Here is an 18,428-nt window from a genome sequence, read left to right on the forward strand (position 1 = left end):
AATTTTTGCGTTAATCTTCTCTGTGGTTTGATTGCTTACTGTCACCAGCCGAAAAAACCCTCCTTGAAGATGGAATGGGCTTTACCCCCCGCTGCTTAACCCGAACTGGGGTTTGATTAGTCATTTTTGATTGATTGACAAGTTAATTTCATGGCTAATACTGGGGAAAAATTGCTATTTATACCCCATAAATCATTGCTTAATAGTAATAATCATCATAATTCTACCCCCCCCCCCGAATTTGTCAAGTATTCGCCGTTTTTTATTGATGAATCCGGAAAAAAGCCCATCAGGGAGAGAGTGGAAGGGTTAGAAATTAACCAGTCCGTTGATCCGGTCTAAGAGCAAGCGCGGATAAAGAAATAAATGGCCATCAGTAGCAGAAAAATATAAAAAGTAATCCGCACCAATCGATCCGGTAATTTCGGTAAAAAACGAGTGGTTACTTGTACACCTAGGGAACCACCGATACCTAAAATAATCCCTTGTAGATAAAGAATATGACCGGCTTGGGCATGAGCGAAACAGGCGGCGATCGAATTGAGTAAAACCACACCTAAACTGGTGACAATGGCGATTTTGATCTTTTCTGCCAAAAAAATCATTTGTAGTGGCACCATGATCGCCCCACCGCCAATTCCGAAAATACCAGCTAAAAATCCAGCGATTCCTCCGGTTAGCAGACAGGCTAGATTAGGATGCAATCTAAGGGCAGAAACTGGCTCTTTTTGGCTTAAATTTTGCTTGAGATTGGTTAAATAGATATTGAGTAGTAAAAAACAACCAAAAGCCGCTTCTAGGAGGTGTTTGGGGCTAGATTTGACCAGATAGACCCCGATAAATGCCGTAAAAATCCCGGGTAAACCTAAGAGGAGAACTCGCTGCCATTTGAGGGAACCTAATCGCCAATTTTGGATCGTACCCCCTAGGGAAGTAAAAACGATCGCTAAACTGCTGGTAGCCACCGATTCCCCGTAACTGTAGCCCAAATTTAACAGGATCGCCACGGAGATAGTGCCACCCCCAATACCAAATAAACCCGCTAATAAGCCCGAAAAAACGCCCGTTATCAGTAAAATCAAGTAATTGTCTGCCATTATCTTCGGTTCATGGCCTTGAGGGGTCTGAATAGTCGTGCAAAATTAATTTCCTAGTGGAGACAGGAGACAGGAGACGGGAGACAGTATTCAGGAGATTATTTTCATTTATTCTCCCCACTCCCAACTCTGGCACTCCCCACTCCCAATTCATAATTTATAATTTATAATTCATCATTCCCCAAGAAAAACCCCACGGTTATAGAAACCTCGGCGGAAAAGTCTCTATAACTGGGTTTTTCTAGGAATATTAGGAAAGGAGATTGCCGCGACTACCGTTAGGAAGAATAGTCTCTTCGAGGGAAGCAGAAAGGAGATTATTTTCGGTTAAAATCGCCCCGATTAAGTTAGCTTGTTTGAGATTAGCTCGTTTAAGATTGCTTCCCACTAAATAACTCAAGAGTAATCCCGCTTGGTGTAGATTAGCACCGGAAAGGTTAGCGGAGGCTAAATTAGCACCGAGCAGATTACAACCGGTTAAGTTAGCCTGGCGAAAATTGGCTTTATTCGCGTCAGTTTTGCTTAAATCGGCTCCGGTTAAGTTAGCTCCCTCAAAATCACTACAATTGAGGTTAGCTCCCGTCAGATTAGCACCTTCGAGGTTAGCACAACGTAAATCCGCCCCGCGTAAATCCGCCCCGCGTAAATCGGCATAGCTGAGGTCGGCGTATTGAAGCTGGCAGTTTTCCAGATTAGCTTGATAGAGATAGGCTCGAATTAGGTTAGCTTCTTTTAAGTTAGCATGGCTAAGATTAGCAGAGCTAAGAATAGCACGAGTGAGAATAGCCCGTTTTAGGTTAGCTTTCCCCGCCATGGCATGGGTTAAAGTGGCTGAGGTGAGATTAGCGGCTTCCAGATTTGCTTTGAACAGTTGAGCAAAAAGTAAGCTACTGTGAATTAAACAGGCAGAACTTAAATCAGCCTTTTTGAGGACAGTATTACTCAAAATTGCGCCGCTTAGGTTACTTTGGCGCAAATTTGCCCCAGAAAGATCGGCTTTAGTTAGGTTAGCATCGATAAGACAAGCTTTGCTTAAATTAACTTCTTCCAGGGAAGCGTCCTTGAAATTAGCGTTAATTAAACAAGCTTCAGTTAAATTGGCTCGTTTTAAGTAACTATGACTTAGGTTAATCTGGTTTAAACACTGTCTCTTTAAATTGACTCCGCTAAGTCTGACTTCGGCAAAGTTGCGTTCACCTCGATTATACAGTTCGATTAGATGTTCACGATCGGTTAAGGCATTACTACTCATAAAATAACTAAATTGTTCTGGAAGGTGATTTCCAGAGAATGGGTTGGGGAAAATTACTGAACAGGGAGCGACTGGGAATTTTTGCGAATAAATAGAAATTTTCAACCAATTACGGGCTTAAAATCCCTATTGGCAATCACTAAAACGGGTAAATAACTACAAGAATCGGGGTTCAATACCAAAAACAACCTCTACCTAAACCTGCCACTTGTTGCCAGCCAGGTCTAGGCATTAAATTAGAGAAGTCTTGTGCGTCAGTTTTTCTGACTGAATCTACTGCCTCGCCGATGTCTTGACTCGGTATCATACAGTTGAATTTGTTAGGTCTGCTTAGTCAGTCCGGTAGCCAAGAGGCTAAAACTCTTAATCACCAGATTTCGGGGACTCTCCAGTTGAGCAATCATAAAACTTCGTCAAAGTCAATCCCTCTTAGGGATGAACTGCCCGATCCTATTCCCTGAAGCCTTGGTTTAATGAGTCTATCAGGTTGTGGTCTGTTTTGGCAAGAGGGGTTAATGGCTTTTTCATCAATTCGCCAAAAGGCTTGATTTTCCCTAGGGGATAATTGTATAGACTGGTCATCTCAATATTGTCTGAGACTGGGGGCAGATTGAGGAGATAAATATCGGTCAATTGATTTTTTAAAGATGGGATTAGAGCTGCTGTGGAAGTCAACTAAATTGTCGATGGTAAACGGAAAAGGTCGAATTATAGTAATCATAGCAATTATCGTCGATTGGGTTGACCCAAGGAAACCCAACAAAAAGATTCAGACAGATTTAGATTTTGGCTGTTGGGTTGCGCTTTTCCCTGAGAATTGAGAGGTTTTCTTTAACATATTTATTCCCTCAAACCAAGCTAGGGACTGCACCTAGTTTTTTACACACAATTCCTGATGGTTTAAAATAGCTTCTGATACCTGAATGAGTAGAAAAGCGATCGCATCTTGATGATCCGCGTCGGTTAAAATGGTTTCGAGGGTGCTAGGGGTGGGAATTTCGTCCCCATCTGCCAACATAAAGGAAATATGACCTTTTAAGGCTTCAGTTGCCATTTTTTTCGCTTCTTCGATGGTTTCTCCTGCACTAATACAACCGGGAAAGTCATAAAATTGTACCCCATAATCACTATGGTTATCTTTATGAACGGTGGCCAAATAATTAATCATTGATTTCTCCTTTATCGTAATTTAATACCTGCTTGTTTTTCGATACTGATTAGGGTTTTAAGGGGAATATCCTTTTTAGGGTGAGGAACAGTCACTTTCCCTTTTTTATGGGGATGTTTAAAATGATGATGACTTCCTGTTGTACCTACTTGATACCATCCCTCATCCTTCAGTTTTTTGATAATTTCTCGACTTTCCAGAATTGATGATTTCTATTTCACCCCCCTAATTGTTGTAAAAGTTGCATCACCTTTTAATAAGTTGCCATATTCTCCTGTTGGCGGAATAATATGGCTGCTTGTTGTAGATCAATTTTTGCTTTTTCGGATTGTCCTAATATGGCATATAAAATACCACGATTGGCGTAAGCCAAAGCAAAATTAGGATTAATTCTAATAGCTTGGTTGTAGTCAGAGAGGGCTAATTCGTATTTCTGCAAGTTTTTGTAAAGATTCCCCCGATTGTTGTAAGCCTCAGCAAAATTAGGATTAATGTCAATGGCTTTGCTGTAGTCAGAGAGGGCTAAATCGTATTTCTGCAAGTCTTTGTAAAGATTCCCCCGATTGTAGTAAGCCCCAGCAAAATCAGAATTAATTTTAATAGCTTGGTTGTAGTCAGCTAAAGCTAATTCGTATTTTTGTTGGTCATAGTAAAGATTCCCCCGATTGTTGTAAGCCTCAGCATCATTAGGATTAATTTTAATAGCTTGGTTGTAGTCATCTAATGCTAATTTGTATTTTTGTTGGCGACGGTAAAGATTCCCCCGATTGTAGTAAGCCAAAGCATAATTAGGATTAAGTTCAATAGCTTTGTTGTAGTCATCTAATGCTAATTTGTATTTTTGTTGGTTATAGTAAAGAATACCCCGATTATAATACCAAGCAGCACGGGGAGCGAGATTAATTGCCTGAGTAATTGCGGCTAATTCTTCATCATAGCGTTTTAATTCACTTAATACTACATATTTCTCGTTATAGTGATTGGGGTTATTGGGAACCAGAGAAATCGCCTGATTAATCACCGTTAATGCTTGCTCATAATTTTCTAAATAGCGATAAACAACACTTTGCTTTTGTAAAATACTACTGTGAAAGTTCTTTAAATCTTCCCGTTTAGGTAAGGTATTAATCGCTTGTTGCAAAGCTTCTATAGCTGGTTGATATTTACCTAAATTACCTAACGCAAATCCCTTCCCATACCAAGCTAAATAGACATTCTTGGGGTCATTTTGCTTAATCGCTTCATCAAAGGCTTTAATTGCTTCCTCATACCTCCGTAACCGCCATAATTGTCCCCCCCTTTCTATCCAAATATCCGCCGTCGCATTGGTATTAGGAACAATAACACCAGTAATCGCTTGAATAATTTCTTGTTGTTGTTGCGGACTAACTTGGGGTTGAGCAGTGGTTAATAATTGCGGTTTTACCTTCAATCTTTCTTGCAATCCGATAAAAGTGCTAATGGGAATCCCTAAACTAAACCCTAACTGAATTTCCGTTACCCCTGCTGTTTCCGAACTTCCATGAATCCCTATTACTCTCCCCTGGGAGTCTAAGACTGCACCGCCACTCATGCCCCGAAATGTGATGCTGGTATAAACTAATTCATACCCTCCGGTTAAAGAAGCAACACTTTGTAATGTTCCACTTTGTTGCGTGCTTAAGTCACTTTGGCGGGTTTGTAGTAATCCCGTTTCTTTATCGTGAATTCTACCGCCACTAAACAACCATTTCGAGGGATTTTGTCCAATTTTAGGGAAGCCTGCCGCAAAAACAAAATCACCGCTATTTGGGTTATAATTCGCTATTTCCGCAACGGGATAATTGTCTCGGCTTTCAAACTGAAAAACTGCTAAATCTACCCCTTCCTGCCGGATGATGGTGCTTTTCTCGATGTTTCGAGTTTTGCCGTCGCTGGTGACGACGGTGTAGGTGTGATCGGCACATCTGGTGGTGCCTTTGATTTTTTCGCAGAAGACGTGATCGGCGGTTAAAACCGTGTAAATATTCCCTTTTTTAGCGATAATGACACCGCTACCGTTTCCACCGCTCGTACTATCAATCCGGACGGTGAAACCCTTCGCTTTTGTTTCTAATTCGGCGATATAGTCAGTAGGGGCGGTGGTTTCTATATCGGGGTTCACCGGCGGTAGGGGTAGGTTATAGGCGCTGAGGATTTCGGGCCGGATGTAGGTTAATAGGGTATGAAGGGAAATGCCCCAATTAACCGCTCTCATCTGTTGGATTTCTGCGTCTGTGGGTTTTGTGCCGTCCTCGTAGATGTAGTTAGAGAGAATCGGATGGGCCGATCGCCCGTTAATGCCGATTAACTCCCCATCGACAAAAATGCCGCCGCCGCTCATTCCCTGCACGATATCGCCACTATAACCGACGCTGTAGCCATCCCGGAGGGGTCGATCGCTGACCTGTTCGAGGGTTCCCTTTGTCGTCCGATACTGTCCCGTTTCGGCAACATATCCCGCAGCCACCACTTCTAAACCGATCTCGTCTTGATTGATGGTAAACTTCGCGATGGTGGCGATCGCATAATTCCTGGTATCGCTAAACTCTAGCAGGGCGAGATCTTGATTCTCCGATAGGGAATTGGGGACAATGCGGGCCGCACGGCTGTGGCCGTCGTAAGTTTGTACCTGTAGGGTTTTCGTGTTGCGGGTAACGTGGGCGTTGGTTAGGATAAGGTAATTATCGCCTTTTTTAGCAATAATCGTCCCCGATCCCCGATTTGTCTCGCTAGTAATCCGAACGGTGACTCGTTGTAGGAATTGCTCCTCGGTAAGCTCCCGATCGCCCTGTGCCGTCAGAATGGGATGATTAGAAATATTTCCGGCAGCCGGGGTGACAAGGGTTAACCCGGGTTGAGGCAGTAGGGAGAAAAGAAGGATGAGGGCGATCGAAGGTTTGATCATTGTTGTTACCTAGGGTTTGCTGAATAAATGTGAAATGTAGGCAAGGTAAGAGTTTTGTCGTTTTTCTCGTGAAACAGGTGCAAGATTTTGAGAGAATCGTGCTTCAAAACCTTGCGTCTTCATCGGCCCGGATCCTGTAGGGGCGAAGCATTCGGGCAATAACCTATCGGTGAAACCGGAGATTTTCTATCCGAATGCTTCGCCCGTACTTTTTCAGCAAGCCTTACCTTGCTATTTTAAGTAGTAAGAACGAAGAAAAAAGAAGATACCGGAGGTGGTGAGAAGTGCGATCGCTGGGGGAATAATCGGAACCCAGAGACCGAAATAACTAAAGAGAAGCCAACCGATACCAGTAAGGGAAATCACAGCGATCGCCACTGTCAAAAGTACCGTTTTTACCCGAAGAAAACGCCACGTTAATAATCCCCCCACCAGGGACCAACCCAACACCCAGAAAGCCTCCTGTAGGGGATTCCAGAAAGCGATCGAGGTACGTTTTCCTGTCATTGTATCGAGAATTTGACTGACTGCGTGCGCGTGCAAATAAACCCCCGGAATTGCTTCCGATGGGTTGCGACTAAAGGGGGTTAAAAAATCATCAATCCCGGGTTCTGTTACTCCAATCAGGACAATTTTTTCCCGGACTGATTCGGAATTAAAACGCGGATCTAAAACCTGTCGGAGAGATTTTTTCGGGGCAATTTTTATGATTGCATCGATGCCATTATCGGCGATTCGACGGTAAGCGAGCATAACTTGACGGCCGGATCGGGTATCGGATTGACTGGTTCTGTAGGGGCCGCGGTTGGATTGTAGCCAGTCACCGAGATGAGTATCCCCGATATTAATTTCTAGAATTCCCCGCTCCAGTTTATTGCAGTCAAAATCTTGATTCTGGGATTCTAGATATCGTTTGGCAATTAGGAGACTAAAACTAGGAGCATAATCTTTAAAATTACAGGACATTGAGTCAACTTTGGCCAAAGAATCCGGGGGAAGACAGGGAGAGGTGCGATCGAGTTTTGCCTGATATAAAAAACGACGAATTCGGGGAACTCCGGCAATGGTTTCGTCTGGGACTATGTTACTAAAACCACTCTGATTTTTTGGCAGTTCCGGGGGTGGGGGAAATCCGTCTGGTTGTGGGTAATTATTGAACTTACAAATCGAGATAAAATTAGGAGTATTTTGTAATTGTTTGGCTAGGGGTGGATAATCTTGACTGGCAGCGATGGGACGGAGGATATCTAAGGCGATAATTTGCGGTTCGTAGGGCAGTAATTTATTTAAAAGCTGCGATAATGCTTCTCCTGCGAGGGAACGTTTTTGATCGCTTCCTGGTATTGTTGGTCTTTTCATCCCCATGCGATCTTGATAGGCCCAATCTTGGCGATCGATGGTAATAATTAATAATCTTTCGTCGGGTTTATCTTTGGGTTTTAGTTGCATCAGACGATCATAAATATTTAATTCTAAGGGTTCTAAAATTCCTGTTTCTCTTATTGCCAAGACTGTCATGGCTACGGCTAAACCTAAACCGAAAGTTAGAGCGAATCGTCGCCAATTTTTAGGGGGTTTACTGAAACTATGCCAAGTGGGGGGTTCTTCGGTGGGATTGGGGCAAACTACGGGCAGCCAACTGGCACAGGGATAGTCTTTTTCCCAGTCATCGTGGAGATTTTTTTGGGCTTCATGTACGGCGCTATAGAGAGATTTATTATTGGTAAAAGCGGTTAAAAAGTATTGCAGAAATTTGGGAGAAACAGGATCGGGTAATTTCTCGCGCATAAAGATTAGATGGGGTAATGCCATCCCTTTTTCCCGTGATAGTTGTTGTGCTAAACCGATACCATCACAGGAGTTAAATATCGCTAACTTTAACCCGTTTTTAGTGGCTTCTCCCAGAGAAAAGCTAAAATCAGCTATCTTTAATTTATGAGTTTCTGTTAGTTGAATTTCGCAATCTTGGCCATCTTCTGTACTGGCACTATGACCGCTAAAAAAGAGAATATTCCAAGTTTCTTGACGCAATAACTGATTTAATTTTTGCGGGTGAGGGGCTTTTTCCCAGATAATTTCGGCTCCTGCTTTTCCCGCAATATCGTCTAAGGTTTTGCGATCTTCTTCGAGAAATCTTAAGTCGGTGGCATAGCCTAAAATGGCTAAAATCCGAATTTTTTCATGATTTCTTAATTGTCTGGTTAAGGTATCGTATTCTGAGACAATAATGGCTATATCTGCGCCAGTATTTTGGAGAATTTCCCATTTTTCCCAGGGGAATCTTTGCAGCCAAATATTATCGGTTTGTAACCAGATACGAAAGTTATTGCCAGAGCGCAGAATTGCGGTTTTGATCGGTTCAAATTCTGGGCTATTATTCAACCATCTGTTTAAGTTATCCTCAAATAATTTGGCTTTTTCTTGGCAGTTTTTAAAAACTAAATTCTGCTGAGAACTATTGGTAATTTGTTGGGGATTGCTATCTTTTAAGACTTTAAAAAATCCCTCTAATTCACTATAGTGACGTTGCCATTGACGGTAAAGAGTTAATAACTCTAAATTAGCTGGTAGCCTTGCTTTGATCACAGTTTGGGGACGAGAATTAAGATCGGGACGAATTTCTAATTTTACTTTAAATCCCCGATCAAATGTGCCATCTAGTTCGAGAGTTAAGAGTTTAATCATTAAGTTTTTCCTCGCTTATACTTGTAAATATTCGGTGACTCTTGCCGATTCTAAGGCCACTTCAATGAAGAATTTATCCCCCAATTCAGCATCAAATCGATAACGAATAAATTCATCGTTATCTGTGGCAATTACTTCTCGAAAAACCTGACCAGTTTCGGTGAGAATAGTTAATTTTAAATGGGGGGGTAAAGTGCTTGTTTCTCCCGTGGGGTAAACAGTCGCTTGCAGGCTAAATACTTCTTCAATTTTAGCGATAGTAATCATCAAAGCGAGGGGATTTCCCAGTAATTCTACTCCTAAATCTTTGATGCGTTTAATTTCTGTATTTTTGAATGCTGGAACCAGTGACAGTGAGCTAAAATCGAGGACACTTTGCCAATCAATGGGGAAATTATCAGTAAACCAATTGGTTAACTTGACGGGGGATTTTTGCCGACGGGTCATTAAAATTTTTCTCCAGTTACTATTGACGATAACTGCTGCCCATTCTTGAAAAGTAACGGCTTTTCTGGGAAAGATTAACTGAGGATTAGCTAAGATGTCTAGTAAGGTTGTCAATCTATCTAAAGATAGTTTTTCCTCCATCTTTTCCCGTTCAATCTTAACTGCTTGTAATTGACACTCTCCCCATAAATCTAAAGAATCTGCTCCTGATTGCAGTTGATTTCTCGGTAGAGAGTAGTTAAGATTACGCTTAATATATTGTCCTTTTTCCTTAATATCTTTATGGGTAGTATAACCCCAAATTCTTAGATAACTTTCGGCAGTGTTTACCTGTACCGCTAGATAATAATCACCAATTAATTGAGGAATATCTACCCATTCTTTAGGAATTTCGATCGCTTCTAGATCCAGAGTTTCGCTGGCAATAACTATTACTGACTTTTCGTCTAATTTAACGGTAAAACCATTAACTCCTAGTTGCCAGAAATCCTCTTGATTTTCTACTAAGCTAACCCCAGGCATCCCTGACTGTAGATAGTTAAAAATAACTTGTTGACAGAGATAATTAATATAAAATCTCTGACGAATACTGGCATCAGTAAAACTGGCACTTTTTGCCCAACTTATCTCTTGAATATCTGCGGGTATTTCTAGCCAAATGCTATCAGGAGTTAGTTCTAACCAATCATTAACCATAATTAATCCTCCTGAGTTGTTGCGCTGGTTTGATAGTAGTATGTTAGCCATGGTTCTATTGCCTTACTAATAACTTCTCTATCGTGGGACTGGGAAGGAATATGCAGGTTTTCGCTGGCCCAGGGTAAAAACTTTTTAGCGAGGTGACGATAAACTTTATCCAGTTCCCTAGAAACCTGATATTGTTTGATAACTACCGTGGTAATTTCTGTAATCTTAGCGGCAATTGCCACTTGTCCCAACCCTGAACCATAAGTCATCTCTAGAATTAACTGAATTTGCGGATGCAGTTTTGCCTGTTGCGGCTGCTGACAAATCTGTTGAATTTCTGCGCGTAACCAAGCTAGAATTTTTTGGTGGTTTTGTTGCGACTCGCGAAAATTTTCCGCCGCTTCTAATTGCTGCCAAGGGTTATTATGGAGAGTATCTTCGATCATTTCTTCCCTCGTGCTACTTTCCTCACCCCCTAAAGGTTGCTGTAAGGAAATTGTTTTTCCTTGGGGAAATAAATAATCAGAAATAGCTTGTCCCGCATCCTTTAACCATCGGGTAATTGTCGCAGAATTGATTTTGATGGTAGAGTGGCTATCCGAGTTATAAGCAGCGGCGATTTTTTGCCAGATTTCTGGACTAGGTTCCTGAATTTTACCATCGGTTTTTATTTTTGCCTGGGCATAAATTTCTTTATAGTAATCCCAAGCTAAAAGGTAATTTTCGAGAGTTTCTCCCACTAATCCCCTCGCCTGGAGAGCTTGGCTGAGACGCGCTCCGGTAGAATTAAGTAGTAGGCTCCAAGTATTATGGCCGAATGCTTGACTAATCTGACGGATGCGATCGATTAAGCGATATTTAATCCTCTGATTGGCAAAATTATCGAAGCGAGTGGAGAATAAAGGCTTAAAGTCAGCTAAGATAGCCTCAAAACCAAGAATTCCTTCGTTAAAGTAGTCTTCGATCTGATAATCTAGTTTAGCTTGATATTTTTGATAGATTTCGGCAGCAGCCCAGTAGCAAGGTTCCTGCAAATAAGCGTATAAATGCCCACGAAAAAGATGATTTTGGGAACCGGGATTCTGATACTGTTGCTGAAAGAATAGGGCCAAATACTCCTCTGAATCGACATTAGGATCGATTTGGCCATAGCTTTCCATGTTACGACGCAAACGCCGATCGCAATTCCATTGTGTCCTATTTTGCTGCAAAACTAAAAAGCAACAAAACTTCTCCAGCAAAGTCTCTCGTTTTTTCATCTAGCTACTCCCCGTGGAGGTCAACTAAACTCTCTATCGTTCCACTTCGAGATTTTATGCAGTATTATAGCAGTTATCTTAATGGTGAGGTACAAATTTTTCGTTTTGAGGAGTCGAGAGTCTGGGGAGTCAGGAGTGAGGAGACGATTGTGCAAACGTTTGTATTAATTTAAGAGTCACTGATAATTAGGGTTTGCTGAAAAAGTTTGTTGGTGGGGTTAGGAGTCATACTAAATCCGGTTATTAAAGAATGATTATTTATTCTCCCTTTTGCCTATTGCAAGAGTGCATGAGTGCCTGTCCTGATATGTAGCATAAAGGGATTGGGGGAGATTCGGCTAATCTAAAAATAAGCGATTTAAATACGTCTTAGCTTACAATTATTATTAACTTCGATCAAACAGGGAGTTTCCCAAGTAAGTCCACCCAGTCAGGTTACTTGAGAATTTGGCTGACAAGTTGGGGGTGAAACGGGTATCTCTTTAGTGACCAAAGGTTCAGCACCAGCTAATATTAAAGTTGCTATTGAATGGGAATTTAACCAAGATAAGGGAGGTTAGTATGCAAGTTCAAGTCGAAAAACGGTATTATACACCTGAAGAATATTGTCAGCTAGAAGAAACAGCAGCATACAAAAATGAATATCTAGATGGAGAAATTATTCCCATGGTAGGAGCAACTACTAATCATAATCTGATTGCTTTGAATTTCTGTAAAAATTTTCCAGCTAAGATTAATAATGAAGATTATTGGACTTTCATGAGTGATGTCCGGTTATGGATGCCAATATACCGCTTTTATACTTATCCTGATGTCATGGTGATTAAAGGCAAACCATTATATGAAGGAAAAGGCACAAATACTGTAACTAATGCGTTAATCATTGTCGAGGTTTTATCAAAATCAACTAGAGATTATGATCGCACTGATAAGTTTAAGTTTTATCGTTCAATTCCTGACTTTAAGGAATATATTTTGATCGATCAATACCGTTATTATGTGGAACAATTTTATCAACAAAATAATGGAGAATGGTTATTTAAAGCATCTGAATCAGAGAATGATGTTTTAAGGTTTTATTCTGTGGATTTTCAAATCTCATTGCTGGATATTTATCAACGAATTGATTTTAATTTAAGTGAAGAATAAGGATTAAATCCCATCTCAATTATAGCGTTTTTCAGTCTGCTGAGGTACAAAAGTTATGGGTTTTAGGCAAAAGGCAAGAGGCAAAAGGGAAGAAAATAGGTGTACCTCACTAGCTTAGGAAACGCTATATCTACCAAAATCAGTTGATATTGCGATTCTCAAGATCAAGAAGGAAACCCAACAAAAAAATAAGAGGATGGGAATAGCGATCGCCTTTTTTAAAATCCTACAGTAATCATTTTTCCATAGCTCCTTTGCTTCCTTGTAGCCTTGTTTGATTTGCACTGTGAATTTATCTGTCACCAGTAAGACTTTTGATAATCTTTTTAGCCAATCGCTCATTAATTTCTCGATGTCTGGGAATTGGTTCTGTTTTTCCAGTATCTGGATTATGGTAAATATCATGTTTCCCTCCACGTCTAATCAAGTAGCAGCCAGCTTGCTCCAATTGTGCAATTAAATCATGTCTTTTTATGCGAATTCAAACTCTGCAACTCTCTTGATTCCGGGGATTTCTTCCGTAGTAAATGTTCTGTAGAGATCGATCAGGTTTTCGATTAATTCTTCTAAGTCAACACCTTGGGTCCAATGATCGGGAAATTCATTCAAATAGCCCAAGAACATCCCATCTGATTCTTTCCAATATGTATATGGAATCCTCATGGTGAAATCCTCATTCTGCGTTGCTAACGATATTAAGTTGACCCCTATTATAACGGAATTGCTCTCAAGCCACGATCAGCTTTATTATCAGGGTTGGCAGCGAGATTGCCGCCTGACACTTCGTTAATGCAGCCGACAAAATTTGCGATCGCTCATTCAGACGGATTTAGGTGTTGGCTGTTGGGTTTCGCTTTCCCCTAAAATTGAGAGGTTTTCTTTAACCCATTGATTCGCTCAACCCAACCGACGGACTCAACCCAAGAAAAAGGACTAGACCGCGCCTAATAGCCGTAGGAATTCCATAACCTTTTCATATAACGCCGCGTTTCCTTGCTGGCGGTACAGTTCGGCGGCTTGTCGCAAATCTCTGATCGCTTTTTCCCTTTCTTGTCGAGAGTAATAAAGAAGCCCCCGAAAGCCGTAAGCCATTGCGTATCGGGGATTAATGTTGATCGCCTGATTGTAATCGGACAGAGCGAGGTCTGGTTTCCCCTGTTCTTTGTAAAGATTCCCGCGATTGAGGTAAGCCTCAGCGAATCGGGGATTAATGTTGAGCGCCTGATTGTAATCGGACAGAGCGAGGTCTGGTTTCCCCTGTTGTCGGTAAAGACCCCCGCGATTGAGGTAAGCGATTGCGTCTCGGGGATTAATGTTGAGCGCCTGATTGAAATCGGACAGAGCGAGGTCTGGTTTCCCCTGTTCTTTGTAAAGATTCCCGCGATTGCGGTAAGCGATTGCGTCTCGGGGATTAATGTTGAGCGCCTGATTGTAATCGGACAGGGCGAGGTCTGGTTTCCCCTGTACGGCGTAAAGAAGCCCCCGATTGAGGTAAGCCTCAGCGAATCGGGGATCAATGTTGATCGCTTTGGTGAATTCAGCGAGAGCGAGATCGTATTTTTCCTGTTGGATGTAGCCAACTCCCCGGTTATAGTGGCCGATCGCGTCTTGATTGTTCCCTTGAGCGATCCGGGTTTCGGCTGGTTGTCGGCTCTCTAGCGCCATGACGGGGCGAACAGTCGCGAGGGTGGAAAGGCTGATTAGGCTAACGGTGGTAAGAAGGGCAAAGGATTTCATGGCTAGTTCCTCGGTGGGGATGATTTTAAATTCTACTTAGGGTTGGCTGAATATCGGTGTAAATCCTGCTAAAAAAGGTTTTTGGGCTAAAAAAGCCTAAAAATATTATCCAACAAGGTTTTTAGATTGATTCAGCAACCCCTACTTAATTCATAGGCTGCTTTTTTGGGAATATACAGAATAGGCTTTTTTTGTCTAAAAAGCACTAGGCTACTACTATCTAAAGTAATTAGAAAGTAGTAAGAGCGATCACTTTTTTTTAAATCCTACAGTAATCATAGCAATTATTGTAGGTCAAACTTATCTTTTCTCTTGGTGTAAATCGTCAATTAATTACCTTACTCCTCTTCTCTACTCATTAAAGTAGCGACTAAGAAATTCTTGGGGAGTAATGATTGTAATTTTTTGATTTTTAGCTAATTTAAGGATTTTACCCGGAACTCCTCCCCACAACAATCCTGAAATCCAAACATTGACATCTAGAACAACTTTCATGAGTTGGCGCGTCTAATTTGGCGAGCTTCTTTAATCATCTGGCTAATCTCAGCTAGAGTCGGTTGATTGGGGTCTGGTTCCATTGCTTCTAGTCGCTCAAAGAATTGCTCTAGATTGACTTTATCTTGATGAACTTTTTTGAGAATGATGGAGTCTTCCGTCAGGGAAATCATGTATTTATCTCCTGGGTTGAGGCGGGTTTGAACTTCAGGAGGAAGTTCGAGGTTTCCTTCTCGATTGATTTGTATGAGTAGCTCTTTGGTCATCGGCTTCAAAATAAACTTTATTAGCTTTAGCTGTTAAACAGACTTTATAAATAATCTGATCAAGTTAATTATATATATCTTAGCGAATTTTTCAAGCTAGGGCTTGCTACCTTGGAATCTAATCCTGGAATTGATGGCGCTCAGCGATTCGCGTCTGGAGAGGTAATGTTTCTCCCTCTACATTTATACTACCCCAAGAGAGTCCTTCCACAGAATCAATACCACTGGCTACTTGATAACGGATCCAGAACGGTTATTAGCGACGCTTGAGGGAAACCCAACCACACCAATGTCGTCAAGAATGTTGGGTTTACCTCAAACCATTGAATCAAGCAGTTTTCTCCTAATTATTAAATCGCTCAACCAAACCTACAAGCTTCTATCTGATAACTGATAACTGATTAAGACTTCACTCCCAGATTAAAGAAAATCGTTCCCCGACGCACAGAATTTTCGCTACCTTGGCTGCTAATGGTAAGAGAACGCAGATTATTAAATAAAGGCTTAATCGATAATTCTAACACCCGCACGATCGGGAATTTTGCCTCGATTACCGGTTGCAATTGTCGCCAATCGACGTAAAAATAACCATCATTTTCTGCGGGTAAAGCAGTAATTGCCTGTCGAAACTTACCACTACTTAAAATGGGGTTTTTCTGTGCAGATAAAGCTAAACCCATCGCTTCCACAGAACTAGCGATAATTTCATAATTATCGACCCTAGTATGCACTCCCGTCACGATCGTTTCTAGTTGCGCTTTTCCTCCTGGGACCGCCGTGGTTAACTTTGTCCAAGCTGTCACCGTTCGATCGAGTAAAGGCAGATTAACCACATTATAGCCGCGACTGCGGGCCAACTCATCCAAATGAGAGATCGCACTGTCCACCTCTACCCCCATCACCCGTTCCCCTACAAAAACACTATCGGGTTCCATCCCCTTTGAATTAGGCACGAGAGCGAGGCTATATTCGCCTCTAACCCAGCTAAAAATGTCTTCAGGCAAATTTAAACCTAAAGGCGACTGGAAGCGGTTTAAGACCTGTGTTATTAATTCCTGTAGGGGACTATCTGCTTCTAACCCCTCCTCTACCTGAGTCCAAAAACGATTTAAATCGCGACTAGCGGCGACTAAAAGGCTATTTTCGCCGATAAAAGATAATGATCCCACGGGACTAGATAAAATTGGTGCTTGGTCATCCTGTCCTAAGACTCCAATTAAGGCGGTTTGAGCGACTATTCCCCCAGATTTGAGGGAAAAAGCCGTGGCTAATCGTTGTTTTGCTTCGGGACTCTCCGGGACGGGTTGATTAGCGATCCAAGCCGATAACGGAGGTAAATTGCCGTAAACTATAGCTATACGCGGTTCGGTGATATTTTTGAGGGCTTCTCGGTAATCGGGGCTATTTTTTAGGTTTAAATCCGGTACTTGCACGTTATTAAGTGCCTCGCGCAAAACCTTGATATTATTGGCAAAAAGCACCGTATCACCGACGACGGCACTAGCGAGAAAACGATTATTATCTCCTGCGGTCAAGGGACGTTGATAAATGAGGTTAACTCCCTTGTAGAGTTCAAAAACAAGGTCAAATTTGCCCGAAACCGCCTGTTTTGAGTAGGAAGCTTGCAGAAATTCCTTAGCGCGTTCACCATCTTTACTTTGAATTGCCAAAAGATAACCCGGTTGGATACCATTATCGGTATCGCGATCGAAATCTAGGGAAGTAACAGCGAGGGTAATTTCCTCCCCTAACCAAGGTTTGATTTCCTTTTGATAATTTAATCCCGTTTTACCGAGCAGAGTTTTTTCTAAATCCTTAATTTCTTGGTGCGAACGTCGTCGATTAGCCGGTGTAGCGATTAATTGACCAAAAGACTCCAAACGTTCGGGATTGACCAACAAGGATACCATAACCGGGGCCTGTTTCGGCACAAAAATCGCCGCCATCGGTTCCCGCAGCACCCCACCTTTGAGCAAAGACAGAGGACTATCGGCGAGAATCCAAGCAAAACTGGCTGTAGCGACTCCTAGGAGAATGATTACCGTCGCACCTAAAATATAGAAAAACGATCGCAATTTCACAACCTTGTCCCGAGATGAACCATTAGCTATTTTAAGCCAGCAATTGACCCAAGAATTTCGATCGCTACAATTCTTACCAGACTGATAACCGATAACTCGCCACCGATAACTAATTTTTACCAGCCTTTTTCCGCTTGAGCGAGGACATAGTTAGCTACAGCTTCGATATCTTCAGCGCTGAGACGACCACCGAAAGCCGGCATCGCCCCCATACCTTTGGTAACTTGGGTAACGATAGCTTCAACGGAATCTTTGCCATATTTAACTAAATCTTCTTTTTTCAGGGTTTTAGCGGCATTAACCACGTTTTTACCGCCCATGTGGCAGGAAGCGCAGTTAGCACTGAAAATCGAAGCCCCATCAGCTAAAGCGGGACGAGCCATACCGAATGTAACCACAGCCAAGAGCAAGCACAGGGAAATTAATAGTCTTTTCACGATTGGTTCTCCTCTATTTCTTAAGAAATTCCCCAACCATGGTCAGAAAAAACCGGTTTTCTTGTCAAAAGACAAGCTGTCAAACTTGGTGTAGAATTAATCAATGGGACAGTTAAAAGCAAACTTTTACTTTTTTGTCAAAAGACAGGCTGTCAAACTTGTCATCTTCCCTCGTGTAAAGGATTAACAAGCATGAAAAAATTAGGTTTATTGTTCGCTACCGTGGCGCTAGTCGTCTCTAGCTTCTTCTTCAACACTGCCTCCGCTGCTGCGGAAACCTTCACGGTGAAGATGGGCGGTGATGCAGGTACACTACAATTTGATCCCCCCGCCCTCACTATTAAAGCAGGAGATACGGTGAAATGGGTCAATAACAAACTTTCTCCCCATAACATAGTTTTCGATAGCGCCAAGGTTCCCGAAGCCCAAGCCAGCAAATTATCCCATAAAGGTCTGGCTTTTTCCGCCGGTGAGTCCTTTGAAAGCACTTTCAGCGAACCGGGTACTTACACCTACTACTGCGAACCCCATCGCGGCGCCGGTATGGTCGGAACGATTACCGTTCAGTAATTATCCGATTTTAGCCAAAAATAACTCGCGGTTAACTGCCGCGGGTTGTTTTTTGGGAATTATGAATTATGAATTATGAATTATGAATTGGGAAGAATAAATAAAAATAGTCTCCTGACGACCGGCTACTGTCTCCTGTCTCCTATCTCCTATCTCCTGTCTCCTGAAATAT

The 18,428-nt window shown here is 42.0% G+C and carries 18 protein-coding genes and 2 pseudogenes; 4 read left to right on the top strand and 16 right to left on the bottom strand.

Going from position 1 to position 18,428, the window contains the following annotated elements:
* Positions 1-99 (top strand): annotated as a pseudogene (locus tag LW728_RS23260) (IS982 family transposase); the annotation flags it as partial.
* A gap of 239 nt (positions 100-338) precedes the next feature.
* Here LW728_RS23260 and LW728_RS15780 read toward each other — a convergent pair.
* The 9 genes from LW728_RS15780 to LW728_RS15820 form a co-directional block, all read right to left on the bottom strand.
* Complete coding sequence (locus LW728_RS15780; protein WP_061432451.1) at positions 339-1,097, bottom strand: sulfite exporter TauE/SafE family protein; 759 nt, start codon at positions 1,095-1,097, stop codon at positions 339-341.
* 250 nt (positions 1,098-1,347) lie between these two features.
* Positions 1,348-2,349, bottom strand: a complete 1,002-nt coding sequence (locus tag LW728_RS15785; RefSeq protein WP_149976370.1) for a pentapeptide repeat-containing protein — start codon at positions 2,347-2,349, stop codon at positions 1,348-1,350.
* A gap of 172 nt (positions 2,350-2,521) precedes the next feature.
* The gene (locus tag LW728_RS15790) at positions 2,522-2,656 is read right to left on the bottom strand and encodes a hypothetical protein (RefSeq protein WP_255420522.1); all 135 of its coding nucleotides are present in this window, start codon (positions 2,654-2,656) and stop codon (positions 2,522-2,524) included.
* 564 nt (positions 2,657-3,220) lie between these two features.
* The gene (locus LW728_RS15795; protein ID WP_287767238.1) at positions 3,221-3,517 is read right to left on the bottom strand and encodes a type II toxin-antitoxin system HicB family antitoxin; all 297 of its coding nucleotides are present in this window, start codon (positions 3,515-3,517) and stop codon (positions 3,221-3,223) included.
* An 11-nt stretch (positions 3,518-3,528) separates the two neighbouring features.
* Entirely contained in the window at positions 3,529-3,720 is a 192-nt protein-coding gene (locus LW728_RS15800; RefSeq protein WP_409786583.1) for a type II toxin-antitoxin system HicA family toxin, read from the bottom strand.
* Positions 3,721-3,770: 50 nt separating this feature from the next.
* Positions 3,771-6,443, bottom strand: a complete 2,673-nt coding sequence (locus LW728_RS15805; RefSeq protein WP_287767240.1) for a tetratricopeptide repeat protein — start codon at positions 6,441-6,443, stop codon at positions 3,771-3,773.
* 231 nt (positions 6,444-6,674) lie between these two features.
* Positions 6,675-9,128 (bottom strand): CHASE2 domain-containing protein, encoded by a 2,454-nt coding sequence (locus LW728_RS15810; protein WP_287767242.1) that lies wholly within the window; start codon positions 9,126-9,128, stop codon positions 6,675-6,677.
* A 15-nt stretch (positions 9,129-9,143) separates the two neighbouring features.
* Entirely contained in the window at positions 9,144-10,271 is a 1,128-nt protein-coding gene (locus LW728_RS15815; protein ID WP_287767244.1) for a DUF1822 family protein, read from the bottom strand.
* Between the two features lie 2 nt (positions 10,272-10,273).
* Positions 10,274-11,521, bottom strand: coding sequence for a sigma-70 family RNA polymerase sigma factor (locus tag LW728_RS15820; RefSeq protein ID WP_287767246.1), 1,248 nt, complete (start codon positions 11,519-11,521; stop codon positions 10,274-10,276).
* Between the two features lie 467 nt (positions 11,522-11,988).
* Here LW728_RS15820 and LW728_RS15825 point away from each other — a divergent pair.
* Both LW728_RS15825 and LW728_RS15830 read left to right on the top strand, forming a co-directional pair.
* Positions 11,989-12,081: pseudogene (locus LW728_RS15825) on the top strand (CU044_2847 family protein); the annotation flags it as partial.
* Between the two features lies 1 nt (position 12,082).
* Positions 12,083-12,670 carry a Uma2 family endonuclease gene (locus tag LW728_RS15830; protein ID WP_287667095.1) on the top strand — a complete coding sequence of 196 codons (588 nt, stop codon included), beginning with the start codon at positions 12,083-12,085 and terminating at the stop codon, positions 12,668-12,670.
* Between the two features lie 292 nt (positions 12,671-12,962).
* Here the strand turns inward: LW728_RS15830 and LW728_RS15835 are convergent, their stop codons facing one another.
* The 7 genes from LW728_RS15835 to petJ form a co-directional block, all read right to left on the bottom strand.
* Positions 12,963-13,145, bottom strand: a complete 183-nt coding sequence (locus LW728_RS15835) for a type II toxin-antitoxin system HicA family toxin (protein ID WP_012267861.1) — start codon at positions 13,143-13,145, stop codon at positions 12,963-12,965.
* Positions 13,142-13,333: a type II toxin-antitoxin system HicB family antitoxin gene (locus tag LW728_RS15840; RefSeq protein WP_002800870.1), complete on the bottom strand. Its 192-nt coding sequence runs from the start codon at positions 13,331-13,333 to the stop codon at positions 13,142-13,144. Before LW728_RS15840 ends, LW728_RS15835 begins: the two co-directional genes overlap by 4 nt.
* 270 nt (positions 13,334-13,603) lie before the next feature.
* Positions 13,604-14,407, bottom strand: a complete 804-nt coding sequence (locus LW728_RS15845) for a tetratricopeptide repeat protein (protein ID WP_287767247.1) — start codon at positions 14,405-14,407, stop codon at positions 13,604-13,606.
* Positions 14,408-14,758: 351 nt separating this feature from the next.
* A complete protein-coding gene (locus LW728_RS15850) occupies positions 14,759-14,902 on the bottom strand; it encodes a putative toxin-antitoxin system toxin component, PIN family (RefSeq protein WP_002800867.1) in 144 nt (47 codons plus the stop codon).
* Entirely contained in the window at positions 14,899-15,168 is a 270-nt protein-coding gene (locus LW728_RS15855; protein WP_002796343.1) for a hypothetical protein, read from the bottom strand. Before LW728_RS15855 ends, LW728_RS15850 begins: the two co-directional genes overlap by 4 nt.
* Before the next feature lie 401 nt (positions 15,169-15,569).
* On the bottom strand, positions 15,570-17,249 hold the full coding sequence (locus LW728_RS15860) for a DUF3352 domain-containing protein (RefSeq protein ID WP_287667107.1): 1,680 nt from the start codon (positions 17,247-17,249) through the stop codon (positions 15,570-15,572).
* 116 nt (positions 17,250-17,365) lie between these two features.
* Positions 17,366-17,686 (bottom strand): cytochrome c6 PetJ, encoded by a 321-nt coding sequence (gene petJ / locus LW728_RS15865; protein ID WP_002732729.1) that lies wholly within the window; start codon positions 17,684-17,686, stop codon positions 17,366-17,368.
* A 192-nt stretch (positions 17,687-17,878) separates the two neighbouring features.
* Between petJ and petE the strand changes: the two genes are divergently transcribed.
* On the top strand, positions 17,879-18,256 hold the full coding sequence (gene petE / locus LW728_RS15870) for a plastocyanin (RefSeq protein ID WP_002800865.1): 378 nt from the start codon (positions 17,879-17,881) through the stop codon (positions 18,254-18,256).
* Positions 18,257-18,428: the final 172 nt, after the last annotated feature.

It is taken from the genome of Microcystis sp. 49638_E5 (genome assembly GCF_021300285.1).
Taxonomy (GTDB): domain Bacteria; phylum Cyanobacteriota; class Cyanobacteriia; order Cyanobacteriales; family Microcystaceae; genus Microcystis; species Microcystis aeruginosa_C.